This is a genomic window from Crassaminicella profunda (assembly GCF_019884785.1).
Taxonomy (GTDB): Bacteria; Bacillota; Clostridia; order Peptostreptococcales; family Thermotaleaceae; genus Crassaminicella; species Crassaminicella profunda.
On record NZ_CP082326.1, the window covers coordinates 4,175,087 to 4,201,222 of the forward strand.

At 31.5% G+C, this 26,136-nt stretch carries 36 protein-coding genes; 32 read left to right on the forward strand and 4 right to left on the reverse strand.

Annotation, left to right across the window (positions count from 1 at the left end; translation table 11 throughout):
• The first annotated feature begins 4 nt into the window (after positions 1–4).
• The 11 genes from K7H06_RS19180 (at position 5) to K7H06_RS19225 (ending at position 5,030) form a co-directional block, all read left to right on the forward strand.
• Positions 5–391 carry a hypothetical protein gene (locus K7H06_RS19180; protein WP_223037602.1) on the forward strand — a complete coding sequence of 129 codons (387 nt, stop codon included), beginning with the start codon at positions 5–7 and terminating at the stop codon, positions 389–391.
• Positions 392–393: 2 nt separating this feature from the next.
• A complete protein-coding gene (locus K7H06_RS21460; protein WP_281426021.1) occupies positions 394–522 on the forward strand; it encodes a hypothetical protein in 129 nt (42 codons plus the stop codon).
• A complete protein-coding gene (locus tag K7H06_RS19185) occupies positions 515–652 on the forward strand; it encodes an XkdX family protein (RefSeq protein WP_223037603.1) in 138 nt (45 codons plus the stop codon). Before K7H06_RS21460 ends, K7H06_RS19185 begins: the two co-directional genes overlap by 8 nt.
• 138 nt (positions 653–790) lie before the next feature.
• Positions 791–1,858: a baseplate J/gp47 family protein gene (locus tag K7H06_RS19190; protein ID WP_223037604.1), complete on the forward strand. Its 1,068-nt coding sequence runs from the start codon at positions 791–793 to the stop codon at positions 1,856–1,858.
• The gene (locus K7H06_RS19195; RefSeq protein WP_223037605.1) at positions 1,851–2,399 is read left to right on the forward strand and encodes a putative phage tail protein; all 549 of its coding nucleotides are present in this window, start codon (positions 1,851–1,853) and stop codon (positions 2,397–2,399) included. Before K7H06_RS19190 ends, K7H06_RS19195 begins: the two co-directional genes overlap by 8 nt.
• A 2-nt stretch (positions 2,400–2,401) precedes the next feature.
• The gene (locus K7H06_RS19200) at positions 2,402–3,031 is read left to right on the forward strand and encodes a glycoside hydrolase family 73 protein (RefSeq protein WP_223037606.1); all 630 of its coding nucleotides are present in this window, start codon (positions 2,402–2,404) and stop codon (positions 3,029–3,031) included.
• A complete protein-coding gene (locus K7H06_RS19205; protein WP_223037607.1) occupies positions 3,032–3,409 on the forward strand; it encodes a hypothetical protein in 378 nt (125 codons plus the stop codon).
• Between the two features lie 12 nt (positions 3,410–3,421).
• Positions 3,422–3,775, forward strand: a complete 354-nt coding sequence (locus tag K7H06_RS19210; protein ID WP_223037608.1) for a collagen-like triple helix repeat-containing protein — start codon at positions 3,422–3,424, stop codon at positions 3,773–3,775.
• Positions 3,776–3,787: 12 nt separating this feature from the next.
• Complete coding sequence (locus tag K7H06_RS19215; protein WP_223037609.1) at positions 3,788–4,333, forward strand: hypothetical protein; 546 nt, start codon at positions 3,788–3,790, stop codon at positions 4,331–4,333.
• A 12-nt stretch (positions 4,334–4,345) separates the two neighbouring features.
• On the forward strand, positions 4,346–4,579 hold the full coding sequence (locus tag K7H06_RS19220; protein WP_223037610.1) for a hypothetical protein: 234 nt from the start codon (positions 4,346–4,348) through the stop codon (positions 4,577–4,579).
• Positions 4,580–4,622: 43 nt separating this feature from the next.
• Positions 4,623–5,030 (forward strand): phage holin family protein, encoded by a 408-nt coding sequence (locus K7H06_RS19225; protein ID WP_223037611.1) that lies wholly within the window; start codon positions 4,623–4,625, stop codon positions 5,028–5,030.
• A gap of 59 nt (positions 5,031–5,089) precedes the next feature.
• Here the strand turns inward: K7H06_RS19225 and K7H06_RS19230 are convergent, their stop codons facing one another.
• From K7H06_RS19230 to K7H06_RS19240, 3 genes are all read right to left on the reverse strand, one after another.
• Positions 5,090–5,806 carry a lysophospholipid acyltransferase family protein gene (locus K7H06_RS19230; protein WP_223037612.1) on the reverse strand — a complete coding sequence of 239 codons (717 nt, stop codon included), beginning with the start codon at positions 5,804–5,806 and terminating at the stop codon, positions 5,090–5,092.
• A 196-nt stretch (positions 5,807–6,002) separates the two neighbouring features.
• Positions 6,003–6,239 (reverse strand): HPr family phosphocarrier protein, encoded by a 237-nt coding sequence (locus tag K7H06_RS19235; RefSeq protein ID WP_223037613.1) that lies wholly within the window; start codon positions 6,237–6,239, stop codon positions 6,003–6,005.
• Positions 6,240–6,324: 85 nt separating this feature from the next.
• Entirely contained in the window at positions 6,325–7,266 is a 942-nt protein-coding gene (locus K7H06_RS19240) for a DMT family transporter (RefSeq protein WP_223037614.1), read from the reverse strand.
• Positions 7,267–7,386: 120 nt separating this feature from the next.
• Between K7H06_RS19240 and K7H06_RS19245 the strand changes: the two genes are divergently transcribed.
• Positions 7,387–8,340, forward strand: coding sequence for a calcium/sodium antiporter (locus K7H06_RS19245; protein ID WP_223037615.1), 954 nt, complete (start codon positions 7,387–7,389; stop codon positions 8,338–8,340).
• Positions 8,341–8,363: 23 nt separating this feature from the next.
• On the opposite strand, the gene K7H06_RS19250 is transcribed toward K7H06_RS19245, so the two are convergent.
• Positions 8,364–9,461, reverse strand: a complete 1,098-nt coding sequence (locus K7H06_RS19250) for a GerAB/ArcD/ProY family transporter (protein WP_223037616.1) — start codon at positions 9,459–9,461, stop codon at positions 8,364–8,366.
• Between the two features lie 574 nt (positions 9,462–10,035).
• Between K7H06_RS19250 and K7H06_RS19255 the strand changes: the two genes are divergently transcribed.
• The 20 genes from K7H06_RS19255 (at position 10,036) to K7H06_RS19350 (ending at position 26,134) form a co-directional block, all read left to right on the forward strand.
• A complete protein-coding gene (locus K7H06_RS19255) occupies positions 10,036–11,070 on the forward strand; it encodes a YkvI family membrane protein (RefSeq protein ID WP_223037617.1) in 1,035 nt (344 codons plus the stop codon).
• A gap of 135 nt (positions 11,071–11,205) precedes the next feature.
• Entirely contained in the window at positions 11,206–12,342 is a 1,137-nt protein-coding gene (locus tag K7H06_RS19260; RefSeq protein ID WP_223037618.1) for a DUF5711 family protein, read from the forward strand.
• Positions 12,343–12,355: 13 nt separating this feature from the next.
• Entirely contained in the window at positions 12,356–13,057 is a 702-nt protein-coding gene (locus tag K7H06_RS19265) for a CvpA family protein (protein ID WP_223037619.1), read from the forward strand.
• 127 nt (positions 13,058–13,184) lie between these two features.
• Entirely contained in the window at positions 13,185–13,772 is a 588-nt protein-coding gene (gene yedF / locus K7H06_RS19270; RefSeq protein WP_223037620.1) for a sulfurtransferase-like selenium metabolism protein YedF, read from the forward strand.
• Positions 13,773–13,784: 12 nt separating this feature from the next.
• Complete coding sequence (locus tag K7H06_RS19275) at positions 13,785–14,045, forward strand: putative Se/S carrier protein (RefSeq protein ID WP_223037621.1); 261 nt, start codon at positions 13,785–13,787, stop codon at positions 14,043–14,045.
• Positions 14,046–14,062: 17 nt separating this feature from the next.
• Complete coding sequence (locus K7H06_RS19280) at positions 14,063–14,938, forward strand: mechanosensitive ion channel family protein (RefSeq protein WP_223037622.1); 876 nt, start codon at positions 14,063–14,065, stop codon at positions 14,936–14,938.
• 76 nt (positions 14,939–15,014) lie between these two features.
• On the forward strand, positions 15,015–15,203 hold the full coding sequence (locus tag K7H06_RS19285; protein ID WP_343216834.1) for a DUF951 domain-containing protein: 189 nt from the start codon (positions 15,015–15,017) through the stop codon (positions 15,201–15,203).
• Positions 15,204–15,327: 124 nt separating this feature from the next.
• Positions 15,328–16,509 carry an aminotransferase-like domain-containing protein gene (locus K7H06_RS19290; protein WP_223037624.1) on the forward strand — a complete coding sequence of 394 codons (1,182 nt, stop codon included), beginning with the start codon at positions 15,328–15,330 and terminating at the stop codon, positions 16,507–16,509.
• Between the two features lie 136 nt (positions 16,510–16,645).
• Positions 16,646–16,933, forward strand: a complete 288-nt coding sequence (gene rpsF, locus K7H06_RS19295) for a 30S ribosomal protein S6 (RefSeq protein WP_223037625.1) — start codon at positions 16,646–16,648, stop codon at positions 16,931–16,933.
• An 18-nt stretch (positions 16,934–16,951) separates the two neighbouring features.
• Positions 16,952–17,350, forward strand: coding sequence for a single-stranded DNA-binding protein (locus K7H06_RS19300; RefSeq protein WP_223037626.1), 399 nt, complete (start codon positions 16,952–16,954; stop codon positions 17,348–17,350).
• 17 nt (positions 17,351–17,367) lie between these two features.
• Positions 17,368–17,598, forward strand: a complete 231-nt coding sequence (gene rpsR / locus K7H06_RS19305; protein WP_223037627.1) for a 30S ribosomal protein S18 — start codon at positions 17,368–17,370, stop codon at positions 17,596–17,598.
• A gap of 153 nt (positions 17,599–17,751) precedes the next feature.
• Positions 17,752–18,078 (forward strand): MazG-like family protein, encoded by a 327-nt coding sequence (locus tag K7H06_RS19310; protein ID WP_223037628.1) that lies wholly within the window; start codon positions 17,752–17,754, stop codon positions 18,076–18,078.
• Positions 18,079–18,090: 12 nt separating this feature from the next.
• A complete protein-coding gene (locus K7H06_RS19315) occupies positions 18,091–19,062 on the forward strand; it encodes a YybS family protein (RefSeq protein ID WP_223037629.1) in 972 nt (323 codons plus the stop codon).
• 11 nt (positions 19,063–19,073) lie between these two features.
• Positions 19,074–21,068, forward strand: a complete 1,995-nt coding sequence (locus K7H06_RS19320; RefSeq protein WP_223037630.1) for a DHH family phosphoesterase — start codon at positions 19,074–19,076, stop codon at positions 21,066–21,068.
• Positions 21,065–21,511 carry a 50S ribosomal protein L9 gene (gene rplI / locus K7H06_RS19325; RefSeq protein ID WP_223037631.1) on the forward strand — a complete coding sequence of 149 codons (447 nt, stop codon included), beginning with the start codon at positions 21,065–21,067 and terminating at the stop codon, positions 21,509–21,511. Before K7H06_RS19320 ends, rplI begins: the two co-directional genes overlap by 4 nt.
• A 111-nt stretch (positions 21,512–21,622) precedes the next feature.
• On the forward strand, positions 21,623–22,957 hold the full coding sequence (dnaB, locus tag K7H06_RS19330; RefSeq protein WP_223037632.1) for a replicative DNA helicase: 1,335 nt from the start codon (positions 21,623–21,625) through the stop codon (positions 22,955–22,957).
• Positions 22,958–23,050: 93 nt separating this feature from the next.
• The gene (locus tag K7H06_RS19335) at positions 23,051–23,554 is read left to right on the forward strand and encodes a ferritin family protein (RefSeq protein ID WP_223037633.1); all 504 of its coding nucleotides are present in this window, start codon (positions 23,051–23,053) and stop codon (positions 23,552–23,554) included.
• A 123-nt stretch (positions 23,555–23,677) separates the two neighbouring features.
• Entirely contained in the window at positions 23,678–24,310 is a 633-nt protein-coding gene (locus tag K7H06_RS19340) for a GNAT family N-acetyltransferase (RefSeq protein ID WP_223037634.1), read from the forward strand.
• Positions 24,311–24,433: 123 nt separating this feature from the next.
• On the forward strand, positions 24,434–24,643 hold the full coding sequence (locus K7H06_RS19345) for a DUF1858 domain-containing protein (protein ID WP_223037635.1): 210 nt from the start codon (positions 24,434–24,436) through the stop codon (positions 24,641–24,643).
• Between the two features lie 204 nt (positions 24,644–24,847).
• A complete protein-coding gene (locus tag K7H06_RS19350) occupies positions 24,848–26,134 on the forward strand; it encodes an adenylosuccinate synthase (RefSeq protein ID WP_223037636.1) in 1,287 nt (428 codons plus the stop codon).
• Positions 26,135–26,136: the final 2 nt, after the last annotated feature.

The window sequence follows — 26,136 nt, forward strand, 5'->3', positions numbered from 1 at the left end:
TAACATGATAAAAGTACATGAAGTAATCGGAAGTCTTGACACAACTCTACATGACTTCAAAGTAACAACAGAGGGAATGAAACTGAAAGTAAAAGGAACACATTACACAGCAGGAGGACAAGAACTCTTCTCTAACTATGTAGAGGACATAGAGGGAGTAAAAACCCCACTAGAAGGAGTAGAAATCGAAATAACAGCAGGATATGAATATCAAGTATGGTTATGTACGGATGGAATCACCATTCTATCAAAAGAAATTGGAAATACTGAATCACAGTTTGATAAAGTACCAGAGAACATGATTGATAGACTTGCATGGTTTAAAGTACCAGAAGGGATTGCTACCCTTGATGATGTGGAGATTAATGTTATTGAGATAAGGGAGGGATAGGCTTGAAAGTAATAAAGAAAGACCCAATTAATGTTCCAAAACAACAGAGTGAAACAGAAGTATTAGCACAGCAGATTACTGATTTAGAGATTGAAATAGATTTATTAAAAGGGGGAACAGAAAATGCATGATTGGTACAAAATTGCAAAAGAACGTTATCCTAACAATTGGATGACAAAAGAACAACTAGATAAAATATTAAGTTTAGGATGGATTACACGGGATCAGTATGATGAAATAGTTGTACATAGTAAAAATTAATGATTTTTTAATCTATAAATACAATACACAAAAACAATATGATCAATTAATAACATGATTGAATACATTCAAGACACCTGCTATAGAACATATCAATTAGGTGTTATTTTTATGCACTTTTACAAGGAGGTGAAACTCATGCTAGAAAATAAAGAAACCATACAAAATAGAATGCTCAGGAGCATATCAGAGACTTATGATAAATCTGAAGGCTCTTTTTTTTATGACGTATTGAAACCTACTGCTATTGAATTAGAAAGCATAGGCAAAGAAATAAATGTGGTAGAAGGAAAACTGATGATGAAAAACTTAAAAGGTTTAGAGTTAGAACAAAGAGTTTATGAGAGAACAGGGATTAAAAGAAAGGTTGCAACAAAAGCTAGCGGATATGTAACCATTATAGGAAATATAGGAGCACAGGTAAAAGAAAATGATTTAGTTGCAAGTGATACCGTAAACTTTATCATAAAGGAAAATAAAACTATTGATGAGGGGCAAATAGATGTTTTAGTAGAGTGTGAAGAATATGGAACTATAGGAAATGTACCAATAGGAGCAATCAAATCTTTTCCCACTACCCTTATAGGACTTAAAAATGTAACGAATCAAAAAGAGTTTAAAAATGGTTATGAAGCAGAAAGTGATCAAGAACTTTTGCAAAGATATTATGAAAGGATACAAACCCCTTCCACATCAGGAAATAAGTATCATTATCGAAACTGGGCAAAGGAAGTTACAGGTGTAGGAGATGTAAAGGTTATTTCTCTTCCTAATGATCAACCTAATACAGTTAAAGTGATCATTATAGATACGGAGAAAAAACCTAATGTAGATTTAGCAAAAAAAGTTCAACAATATATTGATCCGGAAGGAAGAGGCTTAGGAGAAGGAAAAGCGCCTATAGGTGCCTTTTGTACTGTTGTAAGTGCTACTCCTGTACTTTTAGATATATCTTTTAAGATTACAGAAAAAGACTCTGCTGTGACAGATGCTGCTATTAAAGAAGATGTAAAGAAAAATATTAGTGCGTATTTAAAAGAAATTGCATTTAAAGAAAATAAGGTAAGCTACAATAAAATCACAAGTATTATATTAGACTCTATAGGGATGATTGATTTTTCTGAGTTAAGCATCAATGGACAGCATAAAAATATTTCCATAGGAAATGAACAAGTAGCTGTGTTAGGAGGGGTGAATATTGATTAAAGAAAGAATGTTAAAGTATTTACCTATCTTTGAACAAAAGAGCAAGGTTTTTCAAGAACTTATAGGTGTACAAGGACAAGAGCTTGATAGAAAATCATTAATGATAAAGGATTTAGAGAAACAACTATCCATTGATACGGCTACATGGGCACTAGAGCTTTATGAAAAAGAATTAGGGATCACAATAGACCTGAATAGATCTTATGAGGAACGAAGAAGTACTATCAAATCTAAATGGAGGGGTACTGGAAAGGTAGATAGCAATTTAATCAAACTCGTCGCACATGCATATACAAATGGGGATGTGAAGGTAAGCTTTGATGGAAAAATCCATATTGAGTTTACTAGTGTGTATGGTATCCCTCCAAATATAGAGGACTTAAAGCAGGCTTTAGAAGATATAAAGCCTGCTCATTTAGCAATAGCATATATTTTTAATTATCTTATTTGGAATGAATTTGATGATTATAATAAAACTTGGAATGAGTGGGATCAGTTAAATCTTAGTTGGAATGAATTTGAAATTTATAAGGGGGTGTAAGGATGAATAAACAGGAGTTTATTAATAAATTGAGACCCACTGCAAAAGAAGGTTATGAAAAATATAGTATTTTGCCATCTCTATGCATTGCACAAGCTTGTCTTGAAAGTAGCTTTGGAACGAAGCATATGGGGAGTGCAAATAATTATTTTGGCTTTAAATCAGGAAAGTATTGGAAAGGAAAAAATATTACATTACCTACAAAGGAATGGAATGGAGAAAAGATGATAACCGTACAAGCTGAATTTAGAGCTTATGATAATTTAGAAGAAAGTATAAGAGATTATCAAAGACTCATTGGTACAGTAAGTAGATATAAAAATGTTTGCAAATCAAAAAATTATTTAAAAGCTACCAATGAAGTATACAAAGCAGGATATGCAACAGATCCTCATTATCCTAAAAAACTGCAACAGATTATAGAGGAATTTCATTTAGATCAAGTAGATGAAGAAGTATTAAGTTTTATGAAGGATTGGAGAATAGAAAAAGGATTAGAAGCTATTGAAAGACTAAAAAACAATATTATTTCGAGTCCAGAATATTGGAGAAATGTCATCAAGGAAAATCCTGATTTTGGACCTTTGTTAGTGTTGATTGAAAAAGTAATGAATAGAAAAGAGGTGTCATAAGTGCCCAGTAAAAATAAAACAGAATATTTAGGGCTAAACCAGTGGGAAGGAAATGAATATCCCAAGAGAACAGATTTTGTGGAGGATCATGTTAAGATTGATAATGTTGTAAAGGATTTAGTTGAAGGTACTGTACAAAATGAAAAGCTGAAGACAATCAATAAAACTTATATGGGGGCAATTAATGAATTAAAAGAAAATATTGCAGTTCACTCAGTTAAAATAGCTAAAAAATCAGAAATAAAAGTTACAGAAACAAATGTACCTATAAAAGATAGAAAAGAAGGGTGTTTCTATTTTTTCGTGACGGATCAAGCGCCTACTCAGGTAGCTGAAAATATAAAGGTAAGCCCAACTATGGGAATAAAAATGATTTAGGGAGGAATAGTTATGTCAAAAAGTAAGGTAAGAGTTCAATTATTAGATGAGAACACAGGAGTAGTGTTGGAAGAAGTAGATGTCTTAACATCTGCTGATTGTGTGACTTTCTCAGATGGAGAAACATTTCAACAAAAATTAAATGCTGGAAAACTCACTGGACCAAAAGGAAATCAAGGGTCTAAGGGGGATAAAGGTGATAAGGGAGACCGAGGAATACAAGGGATTCAAGGACCTAAGGGAGATACAGGATTAAGAGGAGCTACTGGTGCACAAGGACCTAAAGGTGACCCTGGGGATAATGTTAGATTTGGTACATATCTAAGTAGTACAAAGAATGTAAAATTATTCTTCAAGAAAATGTAAGGAGGGTAACAAATGTCTGAAAATAAAATAAGAATAGAAGATCATAGTGGTAATATATATTATCCACATACAAAATCTGATGTAGTTTTTATGAAAAATAGAAAATCTGTAGAAGTTGAAATTGTGTCGCATAAGGCTGATATAGTGACGGATTTAAATGGTGTACATGGGCTTAAAATTGAAGAAGGAATATGGTCTCCAGTTTTAAATGCATATGGAACTAACGTACCTAGCACGTACAAAACTCAACAAGGCTATTATTATAAAATAGGGAATCAAGTACATATTGAATTTTATCTGGAAGTCTTGCAAAAAAACGAAAGTTTAGCAGGTACAATATATATAAGTGGACTACCATTCGTTACAAAAAATCCATGGATGCCATCTGTTAATATAACATCCGTAAAAAATATAACAATACCAACAGATAAGCAGTTAAATGCCTTGTGTGCTAATAATGTTATAGAATTTCGTAAAAATGAAGGATTTTTAAACATAGATGTACAAGAAATTGGAAACTTAGTTATTTTTGCATCAGCTGACTATATTACAAATTAGGAGGAGCATAATATGAAAGAAAAAATATTTTTAGATATGCTTACACAAGACAGTGTAAGTATTAGAAAACAACAGTTATTCGTAGACGGTAATATTGAATATTCAGTTGGACAACCATGGAGATGTGCATATAGTAATACTGTACAAGGTAGACAACAAGTAGAAAGTGAAGTTGTAGAACCATATAAAAGTGCAATATTTGCACTTTGGGGAGATACACCAACTTTAGGAAATATTGCACAATAGGAAAAAACTATGCCACAAATAATAACCAAAAAGGAAGATGCCAATGAACCTAAAAATAACACTAAACATGATTCTTGCATCCTTAGGAACTGTAATGAGTACATTGATTGGAGAGTGGAACAACATTATAAATATTTTAGTAGTATTAATGGTAACAGATTATGTAACAGGATTGATGAAAGGCATGAAAAATAAAGAGATATCCAGTGAGATTGGACACAAGGGGCTGCTGAAGAAGGCGGCTATTTTTATTGTGATTATTTTGGCCCATCAGATAGATTTAGCAGCAGGTGGGGACAATCCAGTTTTTAGAGGGATGACTATTTATTTTTACATTGCTAACGAAGGTATATCGATTATGGAAAACTTAGGGGTTTTGGGTGTGCCTTTACCTAGATTTATTGTAAAGGTATTAGAGAAAATGAAAAAGGAGCATAATGAAATAGGCTAGGGATAAACCCTAGCCTAAATTTTTTTTGTGAAAAATAGATACCATCTAGTTGGTGTTGATTAGTCTAAATGACTCTTAATAATCTCATACACTTGATCACTTAAACCACTTTCTTCTTCCTTTGTAAGATGATCTGTATAAATAGGATTAGAAATAATTACTTTCACATTTGCTGGTTTTATATTTAATTTTCCATTGGCTTCCATGATTTTGTAAGAACCGTCAATGGTGATAGGGACAATGGGAAGTTTTGCTTTTGTTGCAAGTCGTAAGCTTCCTTTTTTGAATTCTGCCATTTTATGACCTTTACTTCTTGTTCCTTCTGGAAAGATGATCATAGAATGACCTTCCTTTAAGGTTTTAACACCATTATTGATAGCTCTTAGAGATTGTCTTGGATCATTTCTATCGATAAATATACATCTTTGTCTTGCAATCCATTTACCGAATACAGGGATTTTGGAAAGCTCTATTTTTGCAATAAAGGCTTTGGGCTTGTCAATAAAACCTAATAATATGGGAATGTCAAAATTTCCTTGATGGTTGCTGATAAATACAACAGGTCCTTCTGGGATTTTTTCAAGTCCAGATAGTTGTACCTTTGAACCACTTGCATTGACAATACGTCTACCCCAGGTATATGCAATGGTATGTAATAGTTGATGCATTTCTTTTATTTTTCCTTGTTTTTCTAGTTTATCAATTTTCATGGCTTTAGGAATTAAAAAGATTTGATCTATTATAAAATAGAAAATTATGTATAATGTTCGAAACATTTACGATCACTTCCTTTCATGTTAATATCATACCATAAAATGAGAAAATATAGAAAAAGAAAATAAATACCATCTATTCAAAATATAGGAGTAATTTTTTTATCTTTTAAAAGATAAGATTTATAAGTACATGTAGACTATAAAAATCTCCTTAGCTTTTGCTAAAGAGATTTTTATAATTTAAGAAAAATATGTATTACTCACCTAAATGAGTTCCTTGCATTAAGAAGTTTAAAACAAGTTTTTGCTCCTCCACATCTTCTACTTCCACAATGATATCATCAGGATGTTCTTGTAAAATATACATTGCTCCGATGATAGATTTTGCGTTTACTTTAATCTCTCCAGATTTTAAATAAACCTTTCCTTTTAATGAAGAAACGAACTCTACAAATTTGTTTACATCTTGAATTTTGGAAAATTTTGCTTTCATCAGTCATCCTCCTTCGTTAAATATATTTTTCTCAATATATCATATATATACACTCATTTACAAGGAAATAATAAAGTTTTTTGGGTTAATGTTTTTGATGACTAGGTTTGACCGTAAATAGTGATAATTTATCTTGAACGTATTCACTATTTTGCATGAGCATAATTCCTCCGATGACAAAGAAAATACCTATGATTTGTAAAAAATTAAGTGTTTCTCCATAAAAAAGGTATCCAAGGATTGCTGCTGCAGGAATTTCAGCATTTCCAATAATAGCTGTCTTGATAGCACCAATATATTGAATAGCTGTAAGCATCAAAGTAGTTGGTGGAATTTGACATATGAAAGCAAGTAAAATGATATTCATCCATTGAGAACTACTGATGGTTTGATGCAGTAGATTGGATGGAAAACTAAAAATCAAGAAATTTAAGAATATAGATGTTGAAGTATAGCTTAATAAAACAAAGGGTGGTATTCTACTTTCAAAGGTTTCGAGACACATATTTGCAAGAGCAAGAAATAGTGCACCACCAAGACCTAATAAGATCCCCTTAATAGGAAAAGAGGCATCTGTATGAAATAAATCTAAAATAAGAATACATCCTACAAAAGCAATGGCTACGGATAATATGATAATTTTATTTAATTTTGATTTTCTCAAAATAGGTGAAAGGATGGTAACAATGATAGGATAAGTAAATAATAAAATAGTAGCGATAGATATATCCAAATACTTAAAGGATTCATAATAACATCGACTCACAGAACTTTGAAGAAACATACCTATCAAAAAGAGTTTTAAAAGGTCTTTTTTATCTACTTTTATCTGATTTCTATACTTAAAAAAAGAGATGCTCCATAGGGTTGGAATCATAATAATATATTGAAGGACTAAAATACTGATAGAATCCAATCCGCTACTTTGTGCATTTTTTACGAATAAACCAGAACAGCCAAAAAAAATGGCGGATAATAAACCAGCCAAATAGCCTTTATGTGTATTGTGAAGCTTGGTTTTTTTCATTATATTCTCTCCTTAATCAATCAAGCTAAAATTTTCAATATAAATGAATACATTAAAATTGTACAACAAAAGATAAAGATAGGCAATCTATATAAAATGTACGCTAGTAGGAGGAAAAATATGACATATATGATTTTGATCTTAGGTTTTGCCATGCTCATTAAGGGAGCAGATTATTTTGTTGAAGGATCATCTAATATTGCTAAAATGCTCAAACTTTCTCCAATTCTGATAGGACTTACTCTTGTTGCCTTTGGAACAAGTTCTCCTGAAGCAGCTGTAAGTATTCGTGCAGCCATGAAAGGAAGTAATGGAATTGCTTTAGGAAATGCCATAGGAAGTAATCTATTTAATATATCAGTAGTTGTAGGGATTACAGCTATTGTAAATCCTTTGAGAGTTGAAAGAGAAACCATAAGAAAAGAAATTCCTTTTACTTTATTATCAACTTTTTTGTTATTGATTTTAATAATGGATATTAAATTGCAGTTGTTCCATAAAAATCAGTTAACAAGAGCCGATGGTTTGGTCTTATTATCGTTTTTTACAATATTTATATACTATCTTTTTGAATTGGCAAAGAATAGCAGGGAAAAAAAAGAGGAAGAAGATGTTGTGAATATAAGTACGGGAAAAAACCTTCTTTTTACAATAGGTGGACTTGTAGGGATTATTATTGGAGGAGAGCTTGTAGTAAGAAGCAGCACGCAGATTGCTACTGACTTTGGAATAAGTGAAACTTTGATTGGATTGACTATTGCAGCAATAGGAACATCCCTTCCTGAAATGATTACTTGTATTACAGCAGCAGCAAAAAAGCATAGTGATATTGCTGTGGGAAATATAGTTGGGAGTAATATTTTTAATATTTTGTTTGTATTAGGGACTTCTGCTTGTGTTACTCCTATACAGGTAGAAGAAAAATTGTTTGTAGATGTGTTGTTTATGATGGGATATACAACGATTTTATTGATTTTTTCTAAAACACAGCACAAGATTACGAGGGCGGAAGGAATTCTTTTGTTTTTATCTTATGTATTATATATTGTATATAGTATAGGGCTACGCTCTTAGAGTAGCTGTTTTGTTATAAAATCTTATGATTTTTGATTAGCCGTACTGAATCGTTTTTTTATTTCTGCAAAAATGAGTATAGTAATAGGTAAAATGACTATAAATAAAAAAGCATAGTAGATCCATACATCAAAAATCCATTCGTTAAAGCTCATGATATTTTCAAATTCAAAGTAAGTTAGGTTAAGTATGAGTAATGCAATAGGTGTTACTATGAATTTGTAATTGCTACAGTCAAATATCTTAGCAACTCCTTTGCAAGCAGCAAACAAATAAATACTTACTTTAATAAAACCTCCTAATAAAAATACAAGAGCAGAGATAGCTTCTATTCTTTGTAAAATATCCCCAATATGGACATGTCCAACAGTTGCATATCCTGGAAAGTATAGACTCAATGCGTTATTTATGCCTAAAGTTAAAATAATAGTTAAAGAAGTTAAAAATAAGAATATTCCTCCAAGTAATAAACTATAAAGATAGATGCTATAAATAGATTTTTTTTCTTTAAAAGAAGAAAAAATGGTAGTAAATATTACGATTTCACCAAAAGGATATATGAATACTTCATAGGCGCCTTTCATAACTGGTTTTATGCCATTATATAATAGGGGTCGAATATTATTTAAATTCATATTTGGAATTAAGAATAAGATTACAATGATTAACAAAATCATAGGTAAAATAAAAAAAATTTCGCTAAACTTACCCATAACTTCAATTCCTTCTTTTATGATCCAAATACATAGGAACATAATGCAGATGAGGGACACCATTATAGGTGTTTTAATAAGATTGATTGTATTAACAAATTGACCAAAATCTCTTAAAACTAAAGCAGATAAATCAAGAGCATACCAAGTGTACAATAAAATGATTCCTTTTCCAATGAAATTTCCAAAACAAATTTTAATCACATCAAATAAATCTTTTCCTGGAAAAATAGTAAATAATCTACTATATACAAAAATAAAAGGAAGTATCATGAAGAAAGATAAAAGAATTGACAACCATAAATCTTTTTTTGCAGACAAACCTGGCAAAAGTATGGAAGATTCTCCAATGATAAAGAAAAATATAATAGATATTGCTTGCTTATTTGAAATAGAGGATTCTTTCATACTCATGCCTCCAAATGAATTTAAAAAAAGGATGCTATACCACTGTATTATATGTAGTTTTTTAGAATCCATTCAGATTATAAAAAACTCATAGCTGGTATTACAAAAAAACGCTTCTGAAAAAATCAGAAGCGTTAATTTTTTAATATACATTAAATCTTTTTTTTTGTTGTCTGGTTTTTTCCATTTTGTTTATTGTAGATACGTATCTTACAAATAATACAACTGCTGTCATGGTTATTAACTTTAACAACATCTATATCATCTTCTTTCTAGAAATATATTTTGTTCGCACTTGTTAAAAAATTAACTTTGTTTGATACTATCATACCACATTTTTTTTCAAAAATAAACCACTTTGTTAAAAAAATAATTAATTTTGGAAAACGTATTCAAGTTGAATACTACAAAGGCTTGTCTAAATAATTCACTTTATGTCAGAAAAAGAATTAATTGATAAATATGAATTTATTTACAATTTTGATTCATTTTGGTGTTAAATAATTAACTAACATATGTATCATGAGACAACTTTTTATCAACATAGAATGTATTAGCATAAAGGGGGGATTTTATGGGGAAGAGGAATGTTTTTAAAATTGCTAGTATTTATATAGGAACACTTATTGGTGCTGGATTTGCTTCTGGGCAGGAAACTATGCGTTTTTTTACAAGGTATGGAATAAAGGGGATTTATGGAGTGTTAGTGACAGCTATTTTATTTGGAATGATTGGAAGTATTATTTTAGTAAAGGTATATAACTATAAAATTATTTCTTATCATGATTGGATACTTCCTTTTTTTGGTCCTTATTTAGGAAAAGTAGTAGAGTTTTTTTTAGCTTTTTTATTACTTTCATTTTATTGTGTTATGCTTGCAGGGAGTGGGGCTTTATTTGAGCAGCAGTTTGGTTATGGAAAAGAAATAGGGATGATCTTTATGAGTGTTATTACGTTTATTACCTTCATTTTTAGTATGAGAGGGCTGGCAATTGTAAACAGTATTGTAGTACCTTTGTTAATAGTAGGAATTATAGCTATTGGTGTTTTTGTTATTCCTCAAAATCTACCTTTTGATTGTAATGTAGATGGTAATTTTTATACAATAGGAGATAACTGGATGACTTCTTGTATTCTATATGTGAGTTATAATAGTATATGTGCAGTGATGGTACTAAGCTCACTGTATCCTTTATTAAATAATAAGAGAGATGCGGTTCTGGGTGGTGGTCTTGGTGGAGCTTTATTAGGTGTTATGCTACTTTTTTTGTTTTTATCAACTTTGATCGTGTATAGAGCCATTCAAGATGTTGAAATTCCCATGATAGCTATTGCATCAACTCTTGGAGAAAATATGGGGAATATTTATGGTATTTTATTATGGTTTGCTATGCTGACAACGGCTATTGCCAATGGATTTGTTTTTATACAAAGCATGGAAAAAAGATTAAAAATTAAGCATTTACAGGCTTGTATTTTATTTTTTATTGTAACCATTCCTTTGGCGCAGTTTGGATTTAAAAGGTTGGTGCATGTTCTTTACCCCATGTTTGGATATATTGGGGTTTTATTTATAATCTTGTTAGTATTAAAAAAGGGGAAGAAGTGATGATTGTTAGAGGATTTGAAGAAGTTTAGGAGAATATAGAAAAGCATAGGTTAGAAAGATTTAAAGAAAGATTTTTTGAGAATTTATAGAAATAAAGTAATTAAGATCTTGATATTTTACTCAGGAGGAATGTAGATGGCAAGAAAAAGAAGACCTTTACGATTTAAGATATTTGTTTTTATCTTTATATGTCTTATTATCGTAGGAGGGATGAAGGTTGTAGCATTGGTTCAAAACTTTTTTGGAGATCATGTGCTAGATTTTCAAAAAATGGCTACTATTGATTATGATAAAGATAAAAATTTGATTGTTTATCCTTTTAAAAAAGATATTATTGTCTATAATAAAAATAAATTAAAGGCCTTTAATTTAGAAGGAACTGAAAAATGGCGTATAGAAAAGGAAGTAAAAAATCCTTCTGTTAAAGCTAGTGAAAATTTAATTTATTTAACAGATAAAGAAGCAGGTACTATTACAGCTGTAAATATTCAAGGACGTGTTGTATGGGATATTTCTCTTGAAAAACCAATAAGGGATTTTGTATGCAATAAAGAAGGCATGATTGCTCTTTATAGTGAAGAAAAGGATAAAAGTACGATACATATATTTAATGCAGAAGGAAAAGAAGAAGGAAAGGTGATTGTCAATAAGGGAACGATTATGGATATGGCTCTATCAGATAATAACATGATCGCTGTATCTGTTATGAATATAGATAATAACAAAATAGAAACAAATGTTGCCCTGTACTCTCATGAAGGAAAACTTCTTGGGGGGCATAAGTATGATAAAGAGGAGCAAATTGTAAGTAACTTATTTTTTAGTGAAGATCATCGACTGATGAATGTTGGAGATAGTCAATTGATGGTTTTTAGTAAAGAAGATAGAGTAGTTTGGAATAAAAAAATATCTGATTCTATTAATCGAATCGCTTGGAATGAACAAGGATTTCTTGTTATGTATCTTGTAGATAATAAAAAGTCTATATTGGATACGAAAAATAGAAATTATATATCCATTGTAGATATGGATAAGACTGAAATGGACCCTATTCCTATTCAAGGAGAAGTATTAGGGATTACTAGCAAAGGAAATAGTAGTATTGCCTTTACAGATCGAACTTTATATATGATCTTAGAAAAAGGGAAAAAATTGATGGAAAAGAAAATAAACAATGATATTCAATCTGTATATATTATTTCTGATGACCAATTGGTATTGGTTTTAAAAGATAAATTAGAGATTATACAGGTGAATTACAAAGAGCAGTAGGGGTGATGGGTATATGAGTTGGATGGATGTTTTGATTCTTGTTATATTTACGATCAATGTGATTAAGGGATGGAAAAATGGATTAATCTTATCCTTTTTTAAAATGAGTAGCTTTATTGTTGCAGGGTTTGTAGCAAAAATATATTACCCAAACCTTTCACAATATATAATGGAGAATTCCACAATATTTTTAAGGGCACAAAAGGTAATAGGAGAAAGGGTTCATATAGCTGTTGATGATAGTGTAGCAGCTTCAACTATGACAGGAAATACAAACATTTTTGAAATTTTAAAGTTTCCAAAAGCAATAGAAAATCTTTTTATGAAAAGTGATACAATGAGAGCCTATAGCCATCAAGCAATGGAGGGTGTTTATGGTTATTTATCAGATATTCTTGCACGAATGTTTATAGATTTTATAAGCATTATTATTATTTTTTTTGTTATAAAAATCGTATTATTTATCGTAGGACATTTATTAGATGGTATAGCTACATTGCCAGTACTTAAACAGTTTAATTGTCTTGGTGGAGTCCTTTTCGGATTTTTAAAAGGATTATTAATTGTTTTTATTTTTCTTGCAGTCATTACGCCTTTTACAGCAATGACTCACTCAGGTATATTTATAGAAGGGCTAGAAAAGTCTATTTTGGCAAAAACTTTATATTACAATAATCCAATCATTGGAATACTCCAGGGAGCTATAAGTGGATAGATATTTTCTATACAAAAGGAATAACCTATAGAAAACTTTTATAGAATGAGGACCTCAAATATAGATATAATAAACTTAGAGTGATATAAAAAATCACAAAGGCAAAGAGACGGAGGGGGAAATAGAAATGAATAAAAAAGTAGATGCAAGAGGACTTAGTTGTCCAAAACCAGTAATAGAGACAAAGAAGGTTTTAGATGGATTAAAAGAGGGGAGTATTACGACCATTGTAGATAATGAAGTGGCTATGCAGAATGTATCAAAGCTTGCAAAAAGCTTAAATTATGATGTGGATACAAAAGAAGAAAATGGAGACTATTATGTGTATATTCATAGAGGCGAAGGGAACGAAGAGATTATATGTCAATGTGAAGAAGAACGAGATTTAGTGATTTTATTTGGAAGTGACATGTTAGCAGAAGGTTCCGAGGAATTAGGAAAAATATTGATGAAGGGCTATATTTATACATTGACAGAATATACTCCTTATCCTAAAACTTTATTATTTATGAACAGTGGTGTAAAATTAACAGTAGAAGGATCAGAAGTTTTAGATTATCTAAAACACTTAGAAAGTGAAGGGGTAGAACTTCTTTCTTGTGGGACTTGCCTTGATTATTTCCATTTAAAGGACAAATTAGCTGTAGGAAGCGTAAGTAATATGTATTCAATTGTTGATGCCCTTCATGGTGCAAAAAATAGAGTAACATTATAGAGAGGAATATTTATGTTAGAACAAGAATTTTACGTAATATCTTTTGAATCAACCCATCATGCTATTCAAACAGAGAGTCGATTAAAAAATGAATTTGTTATAGAAACGATTCCCACTCCTAGGGAGATTAGTGCAAGCTGTGGTCTTTCTATAAAATTTTCATTAGAAAAATTTTCAGACATTATGAAAGCATTAGGGCAAGACCAAGAAAAGGTAGATGTATATAAGGTTAAAAAAAGAGGAAAGAATAAATTTGTCAAAAGGATTGTATAGAGGGGGAGGAGGATAGGTTGGAAGGCTTTTATAATAATTTCTTAGAAAAAATCGTAAAATATATTCATGAATGGATCATTGCAAAAAAATTAGGTACGCATATAGGTGATTTTTTTAAAATTATTTTAATATTTATTGCAATGATTTTAGCCGTACGCTTTTCCAACATGGCAGTCAATAAATTTTTCGCTAATAGAGAAAAATTTAAAATTGGAGGGGAAGAGAAAAGAATCAATACCATAAAAGGGATTGTCAATAGTATCGTTAGATATACTATTTATTTTGTTGCTTTCACCCCTATCCTTCAAACTATAGGAATCAATATATCTTCCCTCATTGCAGCAGCTGGAATCGGAGGTTTGGCAATTGGTTTCGGGGCACAAAATTTAGTTCGTGATATCATTTCAGGTTTTTTTATTTTGTTAGAAGATCAATTTCAAGTAGGAGACCATGTAGAAATAGGAAGTAAATCAGGCATTATAGAAGATATGACTTTAAGGGTTACCACCATTCGAGATCTTAATGGGGATTTGCATATTATTCCTAATGGAAGCATTGATATTGTCACCAATAAATGTAGAGGAAATATGAGAGCTTGGGTAGATGTAGGAATAGCTTATGAAGAAAATATAGACAATGCTATTCATGTTTTAAAGGAATTATGTGAAGAAGTGGCTCACGAAAATGAAAAAATTATAGAAGGACCTACTGTTTTAGGAGTTACCAATTTAGGAGAATCGGATGTAGTATTATCCATCATTGCAAAAACAGTGCCTCTAGAGCAGTGGGCAGTAGAAAGAGAACTAAGAAAAAGAATTAAAGAACGATTTGATGAGAAAGAAATAGAAATTCCTTATCCGAGAAGAGTTGTCATAGGAAACGAAAAAAGTTAAAATATTTTTATGAAGACTGCCCGAAACAAAAATGTTTCGGGTAATTATATAGGAAAGGAGAGAATGATTTATGCCTATGGATTTAAAAGTAGGAGATATTATAAAAGTAAAAAAGAGTCATCCTTGTGGAAGTGATGAATTTGAAATTATGAGGACAGGGATGGATTTCAGAATCAGATGCCTTGGATGTGATAAACAAGTATGGATTCCAAGAGTAAAGCTTGAAAAGAGAGTCAAGAAAATAGTAGAGAGAAAAGAAGAATAAGTAGATAGATCAAAATGCATAAATTTTCATCAAAACCACAATATTATACAAAATAAAGAAAAATAACAAAATTTTGTGATATAATAGACGAAATAATCGTATAATTTTGTGGGGGTGTTGTTAGATGAAGTATGCAAATCGTTTGGAAAACATGAAAGCATCTGAAATAAGAGAAATACTAAAGCTTACACAATTACCAGATATTATATCCTTTGCAGGAGGTATGCCAGCACCAGAATTATTTCCTATTGAAGAAATGAAAAATATTACTGTAAAGGTATTAGAAGAAAGTGGACAAAAAGCACTTCAATACAGCACAACAGAGGGTTTTTTGCCACTAAGAGAAAAAATAGCTGATAGAATGAAAAAGTTTGGAATAGAGGCACAGGGAGAAGATATTTTAATTACCAGTGGTTCTCAGCAAGGATTAGATTTTGCAGGGAAAATCTTTTTAAATCCTAAAGATGTGGTAATCTGTGAAAGTCCTAGTTATTTAGGAGCTATTAGTGCATTTAAAGCTTATGAATGTGAATTTTTAGAAGTAGCTACAGATGATGATGGTATGATCATGGAGGATTTAGAGAAAAAATTAAAAGAAAATCCACAAGCTAGGCTTATTTATGTTATACCAGATTTTCAAAATCCAACAGGGAAAACTTGGTCCGTAGAAAGACGTAAAAAGCTATTAGAGCTTGCTAATAAATATGATTTACCAATTATTGAAGATAATCCTTATGGGGAATTAAGATATGATGGAGAAATATTGCCATCCTTAAAAGGGCTAGATACAGAAGGAAGAGTTGTATTTTTAGGATCATTCTCTAAAATATTCTGTCCAGGACTTCGTTTAGGATGGGTATATGCATCTAAGGAAATACTAGAAAAATTCATCCTTTCAAAGCAGCCAGCAGATGCTCATACAAGTACTATGGCACAAATGGAAGTGAATGCATTTATAGAAAATTATGATTTAGATCATCATGTAGAAGAGCTTAAAAGAGTTTATAAGAAGCGTCGAGATTTAATGCTAAATACAATGAAGGAAACATTCCCAAAAGAGATAAAATACACGTATCCAGAGGGCGGATTATTTATTTGGGTAGAACTACCTAGGGGGATGGATGCAAAAGAATTAATGAAAAAAGCATTAGAAAAGAAGGTTGCATTTGTACCAGGAGGCTCATTTTTCCCAAATGGAGGAAATGAGAATACTTTCCGCCTCAATTATTCTAATATGACAGATGAAAGAATCGTAGAGGGAATTAGAAGACTTGGGGAAGTTTTAAAGACAGAAATTTTGAAATAAAGTCGTAGTTTCTACGGCTTTTTTATTTTTATCCTTGCAAATTAATTGTAGAACTGATATAATGCTTAGATGTGAGAATATCACTCTCTGTCCTATTTGTTTAGGGCCGAATTAGTCCATAGGGAGGTGGAAAAGAATGAGAAAATATGAAACTATGTTCATATTAAAGTCAAACCTTGAAGAAGAAAAAAGAAATGCAGTAATCGAAAAATTCAAAGGAATCGTTGAAGCAAACGGTGAAATTGAAAAGGTTGAGGAGTGGGGTAACAAAAAGTTAGCTTATGAAATCAACAAGATGAACGAAGGTTACTATGTTTTAATGAACTTCAAATCAGGTATTGATGTTCCAAAAGAGTTAGACAGAAACTTCAGAATTTCTGATGACGTAATGAGACATCTAACAGTAAACTTAGAAGAAAAGTAAATTTAAGGTGGTGTTTTTATGAATCAAGTTACATTAATCGGGAGATTAACAAGAGATCCTGAACTTAGATTTACAGCAGGAAGCGGAAAAGCAATTGCCACCTTTAGTATAGCAGTAGATAGAGGATATGGCCAAGACAAACAAGCAGATTTTTTCAGAATAGTCGTATGGGACAAACAAGGTGAAAATTGTGCAAATTACTTGGCAAAAGGAAGTCTTGTTGCAATACAAGGAAGACTTCAAAATAATAACTACGAAAAAGATGGTGTAAAACATTACAATATAGATATAGTAGCAAATAGAGTACAATTCTTAGATACAAAAAGAAGTAGAGATGAACAAGGTGGATTTAATCCATCTCCGATAGAACCAGATGGCTTCCAAGCCATAGAAGATGATGACGATATTCCATTCTAAAAAGGAGGGAAATGAAAATGCCAAGACCAAAAAGACGTGGCCGTAAAAAAAGAGTATGTAGCTTTTGTGCAGATAAATCAAGCACTATAGATTATAAAGATGTAAAAAAACTTGGTAAGTACGTTACTGAAAGAGGTAAAATACTTCCAAGAAGAATCAGTGGTACTTGTGCAACACATCAAAGAGCTTTAACTGTAGCAATCAAAAGAGCAAGAATCGTTGCATTATTACCATATACAGCAGAATAAGAATAAGAGAAGTGAGTAAATCACTTCTCTTTTTTAATATTTGAGATTTTGTAAAAAGGGATTATAATAGAGTAAAATAAAAAAATTATAAAATGGCGTATCTATACAATATGGGTGAATCTGCTATAATGTATATAAAGGGGGATAAAAACTATGAATCTAGGGGACCATCATATAGATATAACCAAAAACATAAAGACCATTGAATGGTTGAAAAGTGAATTACTTATGACGATTGCATCACTATATGAAATATTATTAAAAGGTGTAAAAGGATCACAAGATTTATTAATAGATGTTTTAGCAAATATTATTATGGTAACTTATATTCTAGGAAAAAGATTAGGCATTCCTTTTACGAGGATAGATATGCGTATAGAAGATAAGATAAAATTAGGCATTTTGGAGAAACATAAAATAGAAGATTGGCATGGAGATTTGTCAAGTTTGAAGCAGTATTTGGATAAGAATCGTAGCTAGGAGTGATATTGTTTGGATAAACAGAAAAAAACACGGGCGCTAGTTGAAGCTGCATTGATGGCAACTTTAGTGAGTATTTTTACAATTGTATTGATCTATATACCTATATTAACGCCTGTGATCTTTTTAATCCCTGTACCTTTTATAATACTTGGGAAAAGACAAGGAATACATTTTACTATATTGGCAGTTATTGTTTGGGCAATGGTTATTGTAAGTTTGATAGGACCTATACAGACTATGTTTGTTGTTTTATTTATGGGGCTACCGGCTATTGTTATGGGATATATGATGAATAAAAAGTATAAACCTTTTAAAGTATTAGCAGGTGGAGTTATAGCGGCTCTTTTAGGTTTAATTTTGTCTATTAGTTTTGTAAGTGTATTGTCTGGAGTAAATGTTATAGACAAAGTAATGGGACAAATGAAAATAGTTATGGATATGCAAATAAAACAAATGCAGATGTATAAAGATATGGGAATGAAACCTGAACAAATAAAAAATTTGGAAGAAAATATGAAAATTTATATGCAAGCTATGGGGATGACGATTCCTGCTGGTATGATTATAGGTTCAGCATTTTTTTCGTATATCAATCATGCTGTAGCTACACGTATATTAAAGAGAATAGGAAATGAAGTTGAAGGGCTACCTCCTTTAAGATATGTTCGTTTACCAAGAAGCTTTGTTATGGGAACTGTATTCATTGGATTCCTTACAATGATGACCCAATATCTTCAGATTGTAAACTTTCAGACCTTGGTAGTAAATGAAATTTTGATTTTTCAACTTATTTATTTTGTGCAAGGCCTTGGTGTCGTAAGCTATTTTTTACATCATTTTAAGATAAAGAAAGTATTGAGAATTCTTATTTATATGCTGCTATTATTTAGTGGAAATGGTGTTTTTATTATTGCTGTAATGGGAATTATTGATGCACTGATAAATTTAAGGAAACTACAAAGGGATAATGAGAATATTTAGGAGTGCTAGATATGAAAAATATGAGGTTTAGCAAATTGTTAATACCCGATACAAAGATTTATTTATGGATGATGACTTTATTTGTAGGGATTATTGCCTATTATAATACATGGATAGGGAGTATAGGTATTCTAGTACTCATGTATTTTGCCTATTATAATTGGAAAACGCAGCATAACCGACAAGAAATGTGGACCAAGTATATTGAAGACTTATCTTCTAATATAGATTCTGTTACAAGATATGCTGTATTAGATATGCCTATTCCTTTGGTAGTCATTGAATTTGATGGAAGTATTAGCTGGTACAATGCTACATTTTCAGAAATGATTGATACAAAGGATCTTCTTGAAAAAAATATTGAAGATGTAATTGGAGGCTTTAAGATAAACAATATTTTGAAGGAAAAAGAAGATATGGTAGTTGAGGTAACAATTGAAGATAGACACTATAAAGTTTTATATAATATAGTAAAAACATCTACAAATGATGAAAAATACATGATTATGCTATATTGGATAGAGATTACCAATTTTCAAAATTTAAAGGTCAAGTACAATGAAGAAAAGCCTGTGGTGATTCTTATAGAAGTTGATAATTATGATGATGTTTTGAAGAATACAGAAGAAGCAAATAGACCTTTGGTGATTGCTGAAATTGATAGACGAATAAGTCTTTGGGGATCAAGAATGAATGCAGCTATTCAGAAATACCAAAAGGATAAATATATAACATTTGTGGAAAATCAATATGTAGAGCTTTTAGAAACGAAGAAATTTACTATTTTGGATGAAATAAGAGAAATCCAGGTAGGAAATCAAATTCCTATTACCCTAAGTATAGGGGTTGGGGCAAATGGAAAGAGTCCAGCCCAATTAGAAGAATATGCAAGAGCGGCTATGGATCTTGCTTTAGGTAGAGGTGGAGATCAAGCTGTTGTAAAAAAAATTAAGACGTTGAATTTCTATGGAGGAAAAACAAAAGCTGTTGAGAAAAGAACCAAAGTAAAAGCAAGAGTTATTGCTCATGCATTGAGACAATTAATTGATCAGTCAAAAGAAGTGGTTATTATGGGACATAATTTTCCTGATATGGATAGCTTGGGGGCAGCTTTAGGCGTATATAGAGCTGTAAGAAATAGAGAAAGAGAAGCGTATATTGTATTAGATCATGTAAATGAAGCTATAAAGAATTTATATGATCATATAAAAGAGTATGAAGAATACAAGTTTATTAATTGTGAAGACCTTTTAAGTGGCGTGAGTAAAGATACATTGGTTGTAGTGGTAGATACCCATAGACCCAACTTTACCCAATGCCCTAAAGTGCTAGAGATAGCTGAGAGGGTAGTTCTTATAGATCACCATCGAAGAGGAGCAGAATTTATTGATCAGGCAGTTCTTACATATCTAGAGCCGTATGCGTCTTCTACTTGTGAGTTGATTGCTGAAATTCTTCAATACATGGATGATAAGATTAACATTGAAAAAATAGAAGCAGAAGCATTACTTGCGGGTATTACAGTAGATACAAAAAACTTCTCCTTTAAAACAGGGGTGCGTACCTTTGAAGCAGCATCTTGGTTAAGACGTGCAGGAGCAGATACAACCAATGTAAGGCAGCTTTTTCAGGATGATTTAGATACTTTTGTATCTATAGCAGATGTTGTGAAAAATGCAAAGAGTATTGGAAATAATATTGCTTTATCTGTTTGTTCAAAGGATATGGAAAATACATCTTTAGTAGCAGCCCAGGCAGCTGATGAACTCCTTAATATTCGAGGAATTACGGCATCTTTTGTTTTGGGAATTAGAAATAATCAAGAGATTATTATTAGCGGAAGATCCTTAGGGGATATTAATGTACAATTGATTTTAGAAAAACTTGGTGGAGGTGGACATCTGAGTGTGGCAGGTGCTCAACTAAAAGATAAAACCATAGAAGAAGCTAAAGCAGTGCTAGAAAAAGCAATTGAAGAATATTTTGAGGAAGGTGAAGAATCATGAAAGTAATCTTATTAAAAGATGTAAAAGGACTAGGAAAAAAAGGTAATGTGGTGAATGCTAGTGATGGACATGCTAGAAACTTTTTAATTCCAAGGGGACTTGCAAAAGAAGCTACATCTGGAAGTGTAAAGGTTTTAGAAAAACAAAAAGCAGCAGAAAAGAGAAAAAAAGATGAAGAGTTTGCAAAAGCAAAAGCTTTAGCAGATAAAATTTCAAATTTAACGGTTAAATTAGAAGGAAAAGCTGGAGAAGGCGGAAGATTATTTGGATCTATTACTTCAAAGGATATTGCCGAGGGACTTATGAAGCAACATAAGATTAAAATTGATAAGAGAAAGATTCAATTAGATAGTCCAATTAAAACATTAGGAGCAATGTTTGTAGAGATCAAGGTTTATCCAGAAGTAACAGCAAAAATGCAAGTACAGATTTTAGAAGCTTAAAGGTGGAGACCAGCAAAAAAATGATGCTGGTCTTTTTATAAGGTGTAAGCTAAGTTTTGTTTGGGAAGTTTATGAGAAAAACAACGAGTTTAAAAGAGGAAAGGTGATGAAATGGAGCATTTTGGAAGAGTTCCTCCCCATAATATAGATGCAGAACAGTCCGTACTAGGAGCTATGATTCTTGATAAAGAAGCTATTGTTATGTCAACAGAAATGATTCGTGGAGAGGATTTTTATAAGGAAGCACATAAAGAAATTTATGATGCTATTATTGCACTATACACTAGAGATGAGCCAGTAGACCTTGTAACCTTAGCAGAAGAATTGACGCAAAGACAAACTTTAGAGGCCATTGGAGGGATTACTTATTTAACAAGTCTTTCTTCGGCTGTGCCAACAACTACCAATGTTAAGTATTATGCTAAGATTGTTGAAGAAAAATCTATTTTAAGACGATTGATTAAGGCTTCTTCTGAAATATTAGAAAAAGGTTATCAAGCAGAAGAAGAAGTAAACAATATTTTAGATTTAGCAGAAAAAAATATCTTTGATATTTCACAAAAAAAATCTCAAGAAGGATTTACGGGTATTCGCGAAGTATTGTTAGAAGCTTTTGATAAAATTGATGCACTCTATAAAAACAAGGGGGGCATTACAGGTCTTACAACGGGATTTTCTGATATAGATAGGAAAACCAGTGGTCTTCAAAAATCAGACTTGATTTTGGTTGCAGCAAGACCTAGTATGGGAAAGACAGCCTTTTCCATAAATGTTGCTCAAAATGCAGCCATTAAAGCAGATGCATCTGTTGCTATATTTAGTCTTGAGATGTCAAAAGAACAGCTTGTACAGCGTATGTTAAGCTCTGAGTCCCATATAGAGATTCAAAAAATTAGAACAGGTACTCTAACGGAAGATGAGTGGCCAAAGATGGCAAAGGCAATGGGACCTTTAGCACAAGCAAAAATTTTCATTGATGATACACCAGGGATCACGGTTATGGAAATGAAAGCAAAATGTAGAAGACTTAAAATGGAGCAAGGATTAGATTTAGTTTTAATTGATTACTTGCAGTTAATGTCTGGAGACGGTAGAACAGAAAGTAGACAGCAGGAAATTTCTAATATTTCTCGTTCTTTGAAAGGGTTAGCAAGAGAAATGGATTGTCCTGTAATTGCCTTATCACAGCTATCCCGTGCGCCAGAATTACGTGCAGATCACCGTCCTATTTTATCAGACTTAAGAGAATCTGGAGCCATTGAGCAGGATGCAGATATTGTTATGTTTTTATATAGAGATGAATATTATCATGAAGATAGTGAAAAGAAAAATATTGGAGAGCTGATTATTGCAAAGCAGCGTAATGGTTCAACAGGAACAGTAGAACTAGCATGGCTTGGTCAATTTACCAAATTTGCAAACTTAGATAAATATACAGAAGAATAAAGTTTTAAAAAAATGATAATGGGTATGAATGATATGTAAGGGAAGAAAGACATACTATTAGTTGAATAGAGATGATGAAGGGAGATATCAAACATGCCGATTAGTAATTTTAGTGAACTAGAAATATTAAAGATTGCAAAAGGAATTGAAGAAGCAGGATATGATTTTTATAAAAAGGCATCAGAAAAATTTGATGATGAAGATGTAAAAAAAATGTTTGAATATTTAGCTGCAGAAGAAATGGAACACAAAAATACTTTTCAAAATCTATATGATAGAGTTGCTGAAAAGCTAGAAAAACAAGAAGAAGCACAATCTTTATATGATGAGCCTACGACAGAATATTTAAAAGCTATCAGTGAAACAGCAATCTTTAATACGAATGGATTAACCAGCAACAAAGTAGAAAATATCCATAGTGTAAAAGATGCACTTATTATAGGGCTTCAAGCAGAAAAGGATTCCATACTCTTTTATGAAGCTATTGTAAAGAATACAAAATTTGAAATGACTAAACTTGTATTAGAAAGATTAATTAAAGAAGAAGTAAAGCATTTACACAAATTTAAAAGATTAATAGATGGGTTAGAAAAGTAATAAAGACATCAATTTGAGATGTCTTTATTTTTTTATACATTTTTTTATGATGAAAAGCATAAAAATCATTAGAATAATAAGTTATAATAATATAGATAGTTTATGTATATAGGGGTGGCGAATATGAAAATATTAAAGGGGGAAAAAGTTTATATTAGAAAACTACTTCGTGAAGATGTGGACAAAATGCAATGTTGGGCAACTCATGAAGATCCACTATATTTTCATTATAATTTTCCCAAAATGAATAAAGAACAAAGTGATGAATGGTATCGCATAAAAACAAAAAAATTGAAAAGAAAAAGCTTTTCCATAGAAAGTAAGGACGGTGAAGTAATAGGATATCTATCTATTCGAGACATGAAATGGATGAGGCGAGAAAGTGAATTGGGGATTGTTTTTGATGCACAGTATATAAATCAAGGATACGGGAAAGAAGCAATTATACTATTTTTAGATTATTATTTTAACATACTTAAAATGAAAACCCTCATATTAAGAGCTGCAAAGTTTAATAAAAGAGCTATAAAATGTTATACTAGCTGTGGATTTGAAATTGTGAAAGAGAGTATGGATGAATTTGAGGATCAATATGCAGAAATATTTTATAATCCGTTATATAGTCAGTTAAGAAGATTGTTTATCATCTCAGGAGGGAAAAAGAAAACTTGTTATGTGCATATGAAAGTTAGCAAAGAAGAGTTTTATAAGAAAATAAACAGTTTACCCACAAAACCATGTGTATCTGTGGAATAAATCTGTGGATATGTGGATAAAATCTTAAAAAGGATACGAGGGAAAATTGTCGTTTGTTTTTATCTAAAAAATGGTATAATGTTAAATAGGTTGTTGTAAAATATTAAAAAGGAGGATGAAAATATGGCTAAAATTACAAGAGATATGATTATAGCAGAAGTATTAAAAATGGATAGAGAGTTAGCTCCAATCTTTATGAGACATGGATTAACTTGTTTAGGATGCCCAGCAGCATCAATGGAAAGTATTGCAGATGTATCTGTAGTGCATGGAATAGATCCAGATGCTTTATTAAACGACTTAAATGAATATCTTGAAAGTAAAGAGAAGTAAAGAGAAAGGTGTCTAAATGATTTTAGGCACCTTTTTATAGTTTAATTTGAGGCAGTATAGCTACCGAATGAAAACAAATAAAGAAATATAAATATTCGTATTTTATTGACTAAAAAAGTCTATTCTGATACTATTAAACATGTATGTTCGTGAAAAATATAAAAATATTTTATATAAATAAATGCTCAAAGGTAGGTGGCTTTTATGTCAACAGTTGTAGTTGTTGGTGCTCAATGGGGAGATGAAGGAAAAGGTAAGGTAATTGATTATTTAGCAGGTGAATCAGAAGTAGTTGTAAGAGCTCAAGGAGGAAATAATGCAGGGCATACGGTTGTAGTTGGAGACCAAAAATATGCACTTCGTTTAATCCCTTCAGGAATTCTTTATCCAGAGACCATCAATATTATAGGAAATGGTGTTGTATTTGACCCAGAAGGATTTTTAAAGGAAATAGAAAAATTAGAAGCAAAAGGCGTTAAAACAGACAATATAAAGATTAGTGACAGAACTCATGTAATATTCCCATATCATAAGGTGCTAGATACTTTAGCAGAAGAGGCACGTGGTGGTGAAAAGATTGGTACCACTAAAAATGGAATAGGGCCATGCTATATGGATAAGGTAGAGAGATCTGGCCTAAGAATTTGTGATTTAATGGATAAAGATGTATTCATTGAAAAAGTGTCTCATCAAATAGAAAGAAAAAATACAATCATTGAAAAGATTTATGGTGGAGAAAAGTTAGACGCAAAAGCAATTATTGATCAATACTTAGGATATGCAGAGAAAATAAGAAAATATGTTACAGATACAACTGTTGTATTATATGATGCGATCAAGGCAGATAAAAAAGTGTTATTTGAAGGAGCACAAGGAGCTTTACTTGATATAGATTTAGGAACATATCCGTATGTAACAAGCTCACATCCTACTTCAGGAGGTTTCCCTGTAGGAGCAGGTATAGGACCAAATATGATTCAAGAAGTAGTAGGTGTAGTAAAAGCTTATACCACAAGAGTAGGAAAAGGCCCTTGTGTTACGGAGTTGGATAACGAAATAGGAGACAAAATCAGAGTAGCAGGAAATGAATTTGGAACTGTAACAGGAAGACCAAGAAGATGTGGTTGGTTTGATGGAGTAATGGTAAAATATGCTTCAAGAATCAATGGTGTAACAGCTATATCTATTATGCTACTAGACGTTTTAACAGGTCTTGAGGAGCTTAAAATCTGTACAGGCTATAAATTAGGAGATAAAGTTATAGATCATTTTCCAGCAAGCCTTAAAACTCTAGGAGAATGTGAACCAGTATATGAAACATTACCTGGATGGACAGAAGATATAACAGGTTGTGAAACTTATGAAGAACTTCCAGAAAACGCAAGAAACTATGTAGAAAGAATCGAAGAGCTAGTAGGTGCAAAGGTTAAGATTGTATCTGTTGGACCAAAGAGAAGTCAAACAATTGTAAGAGAGAAAATTTTTAAATAAAA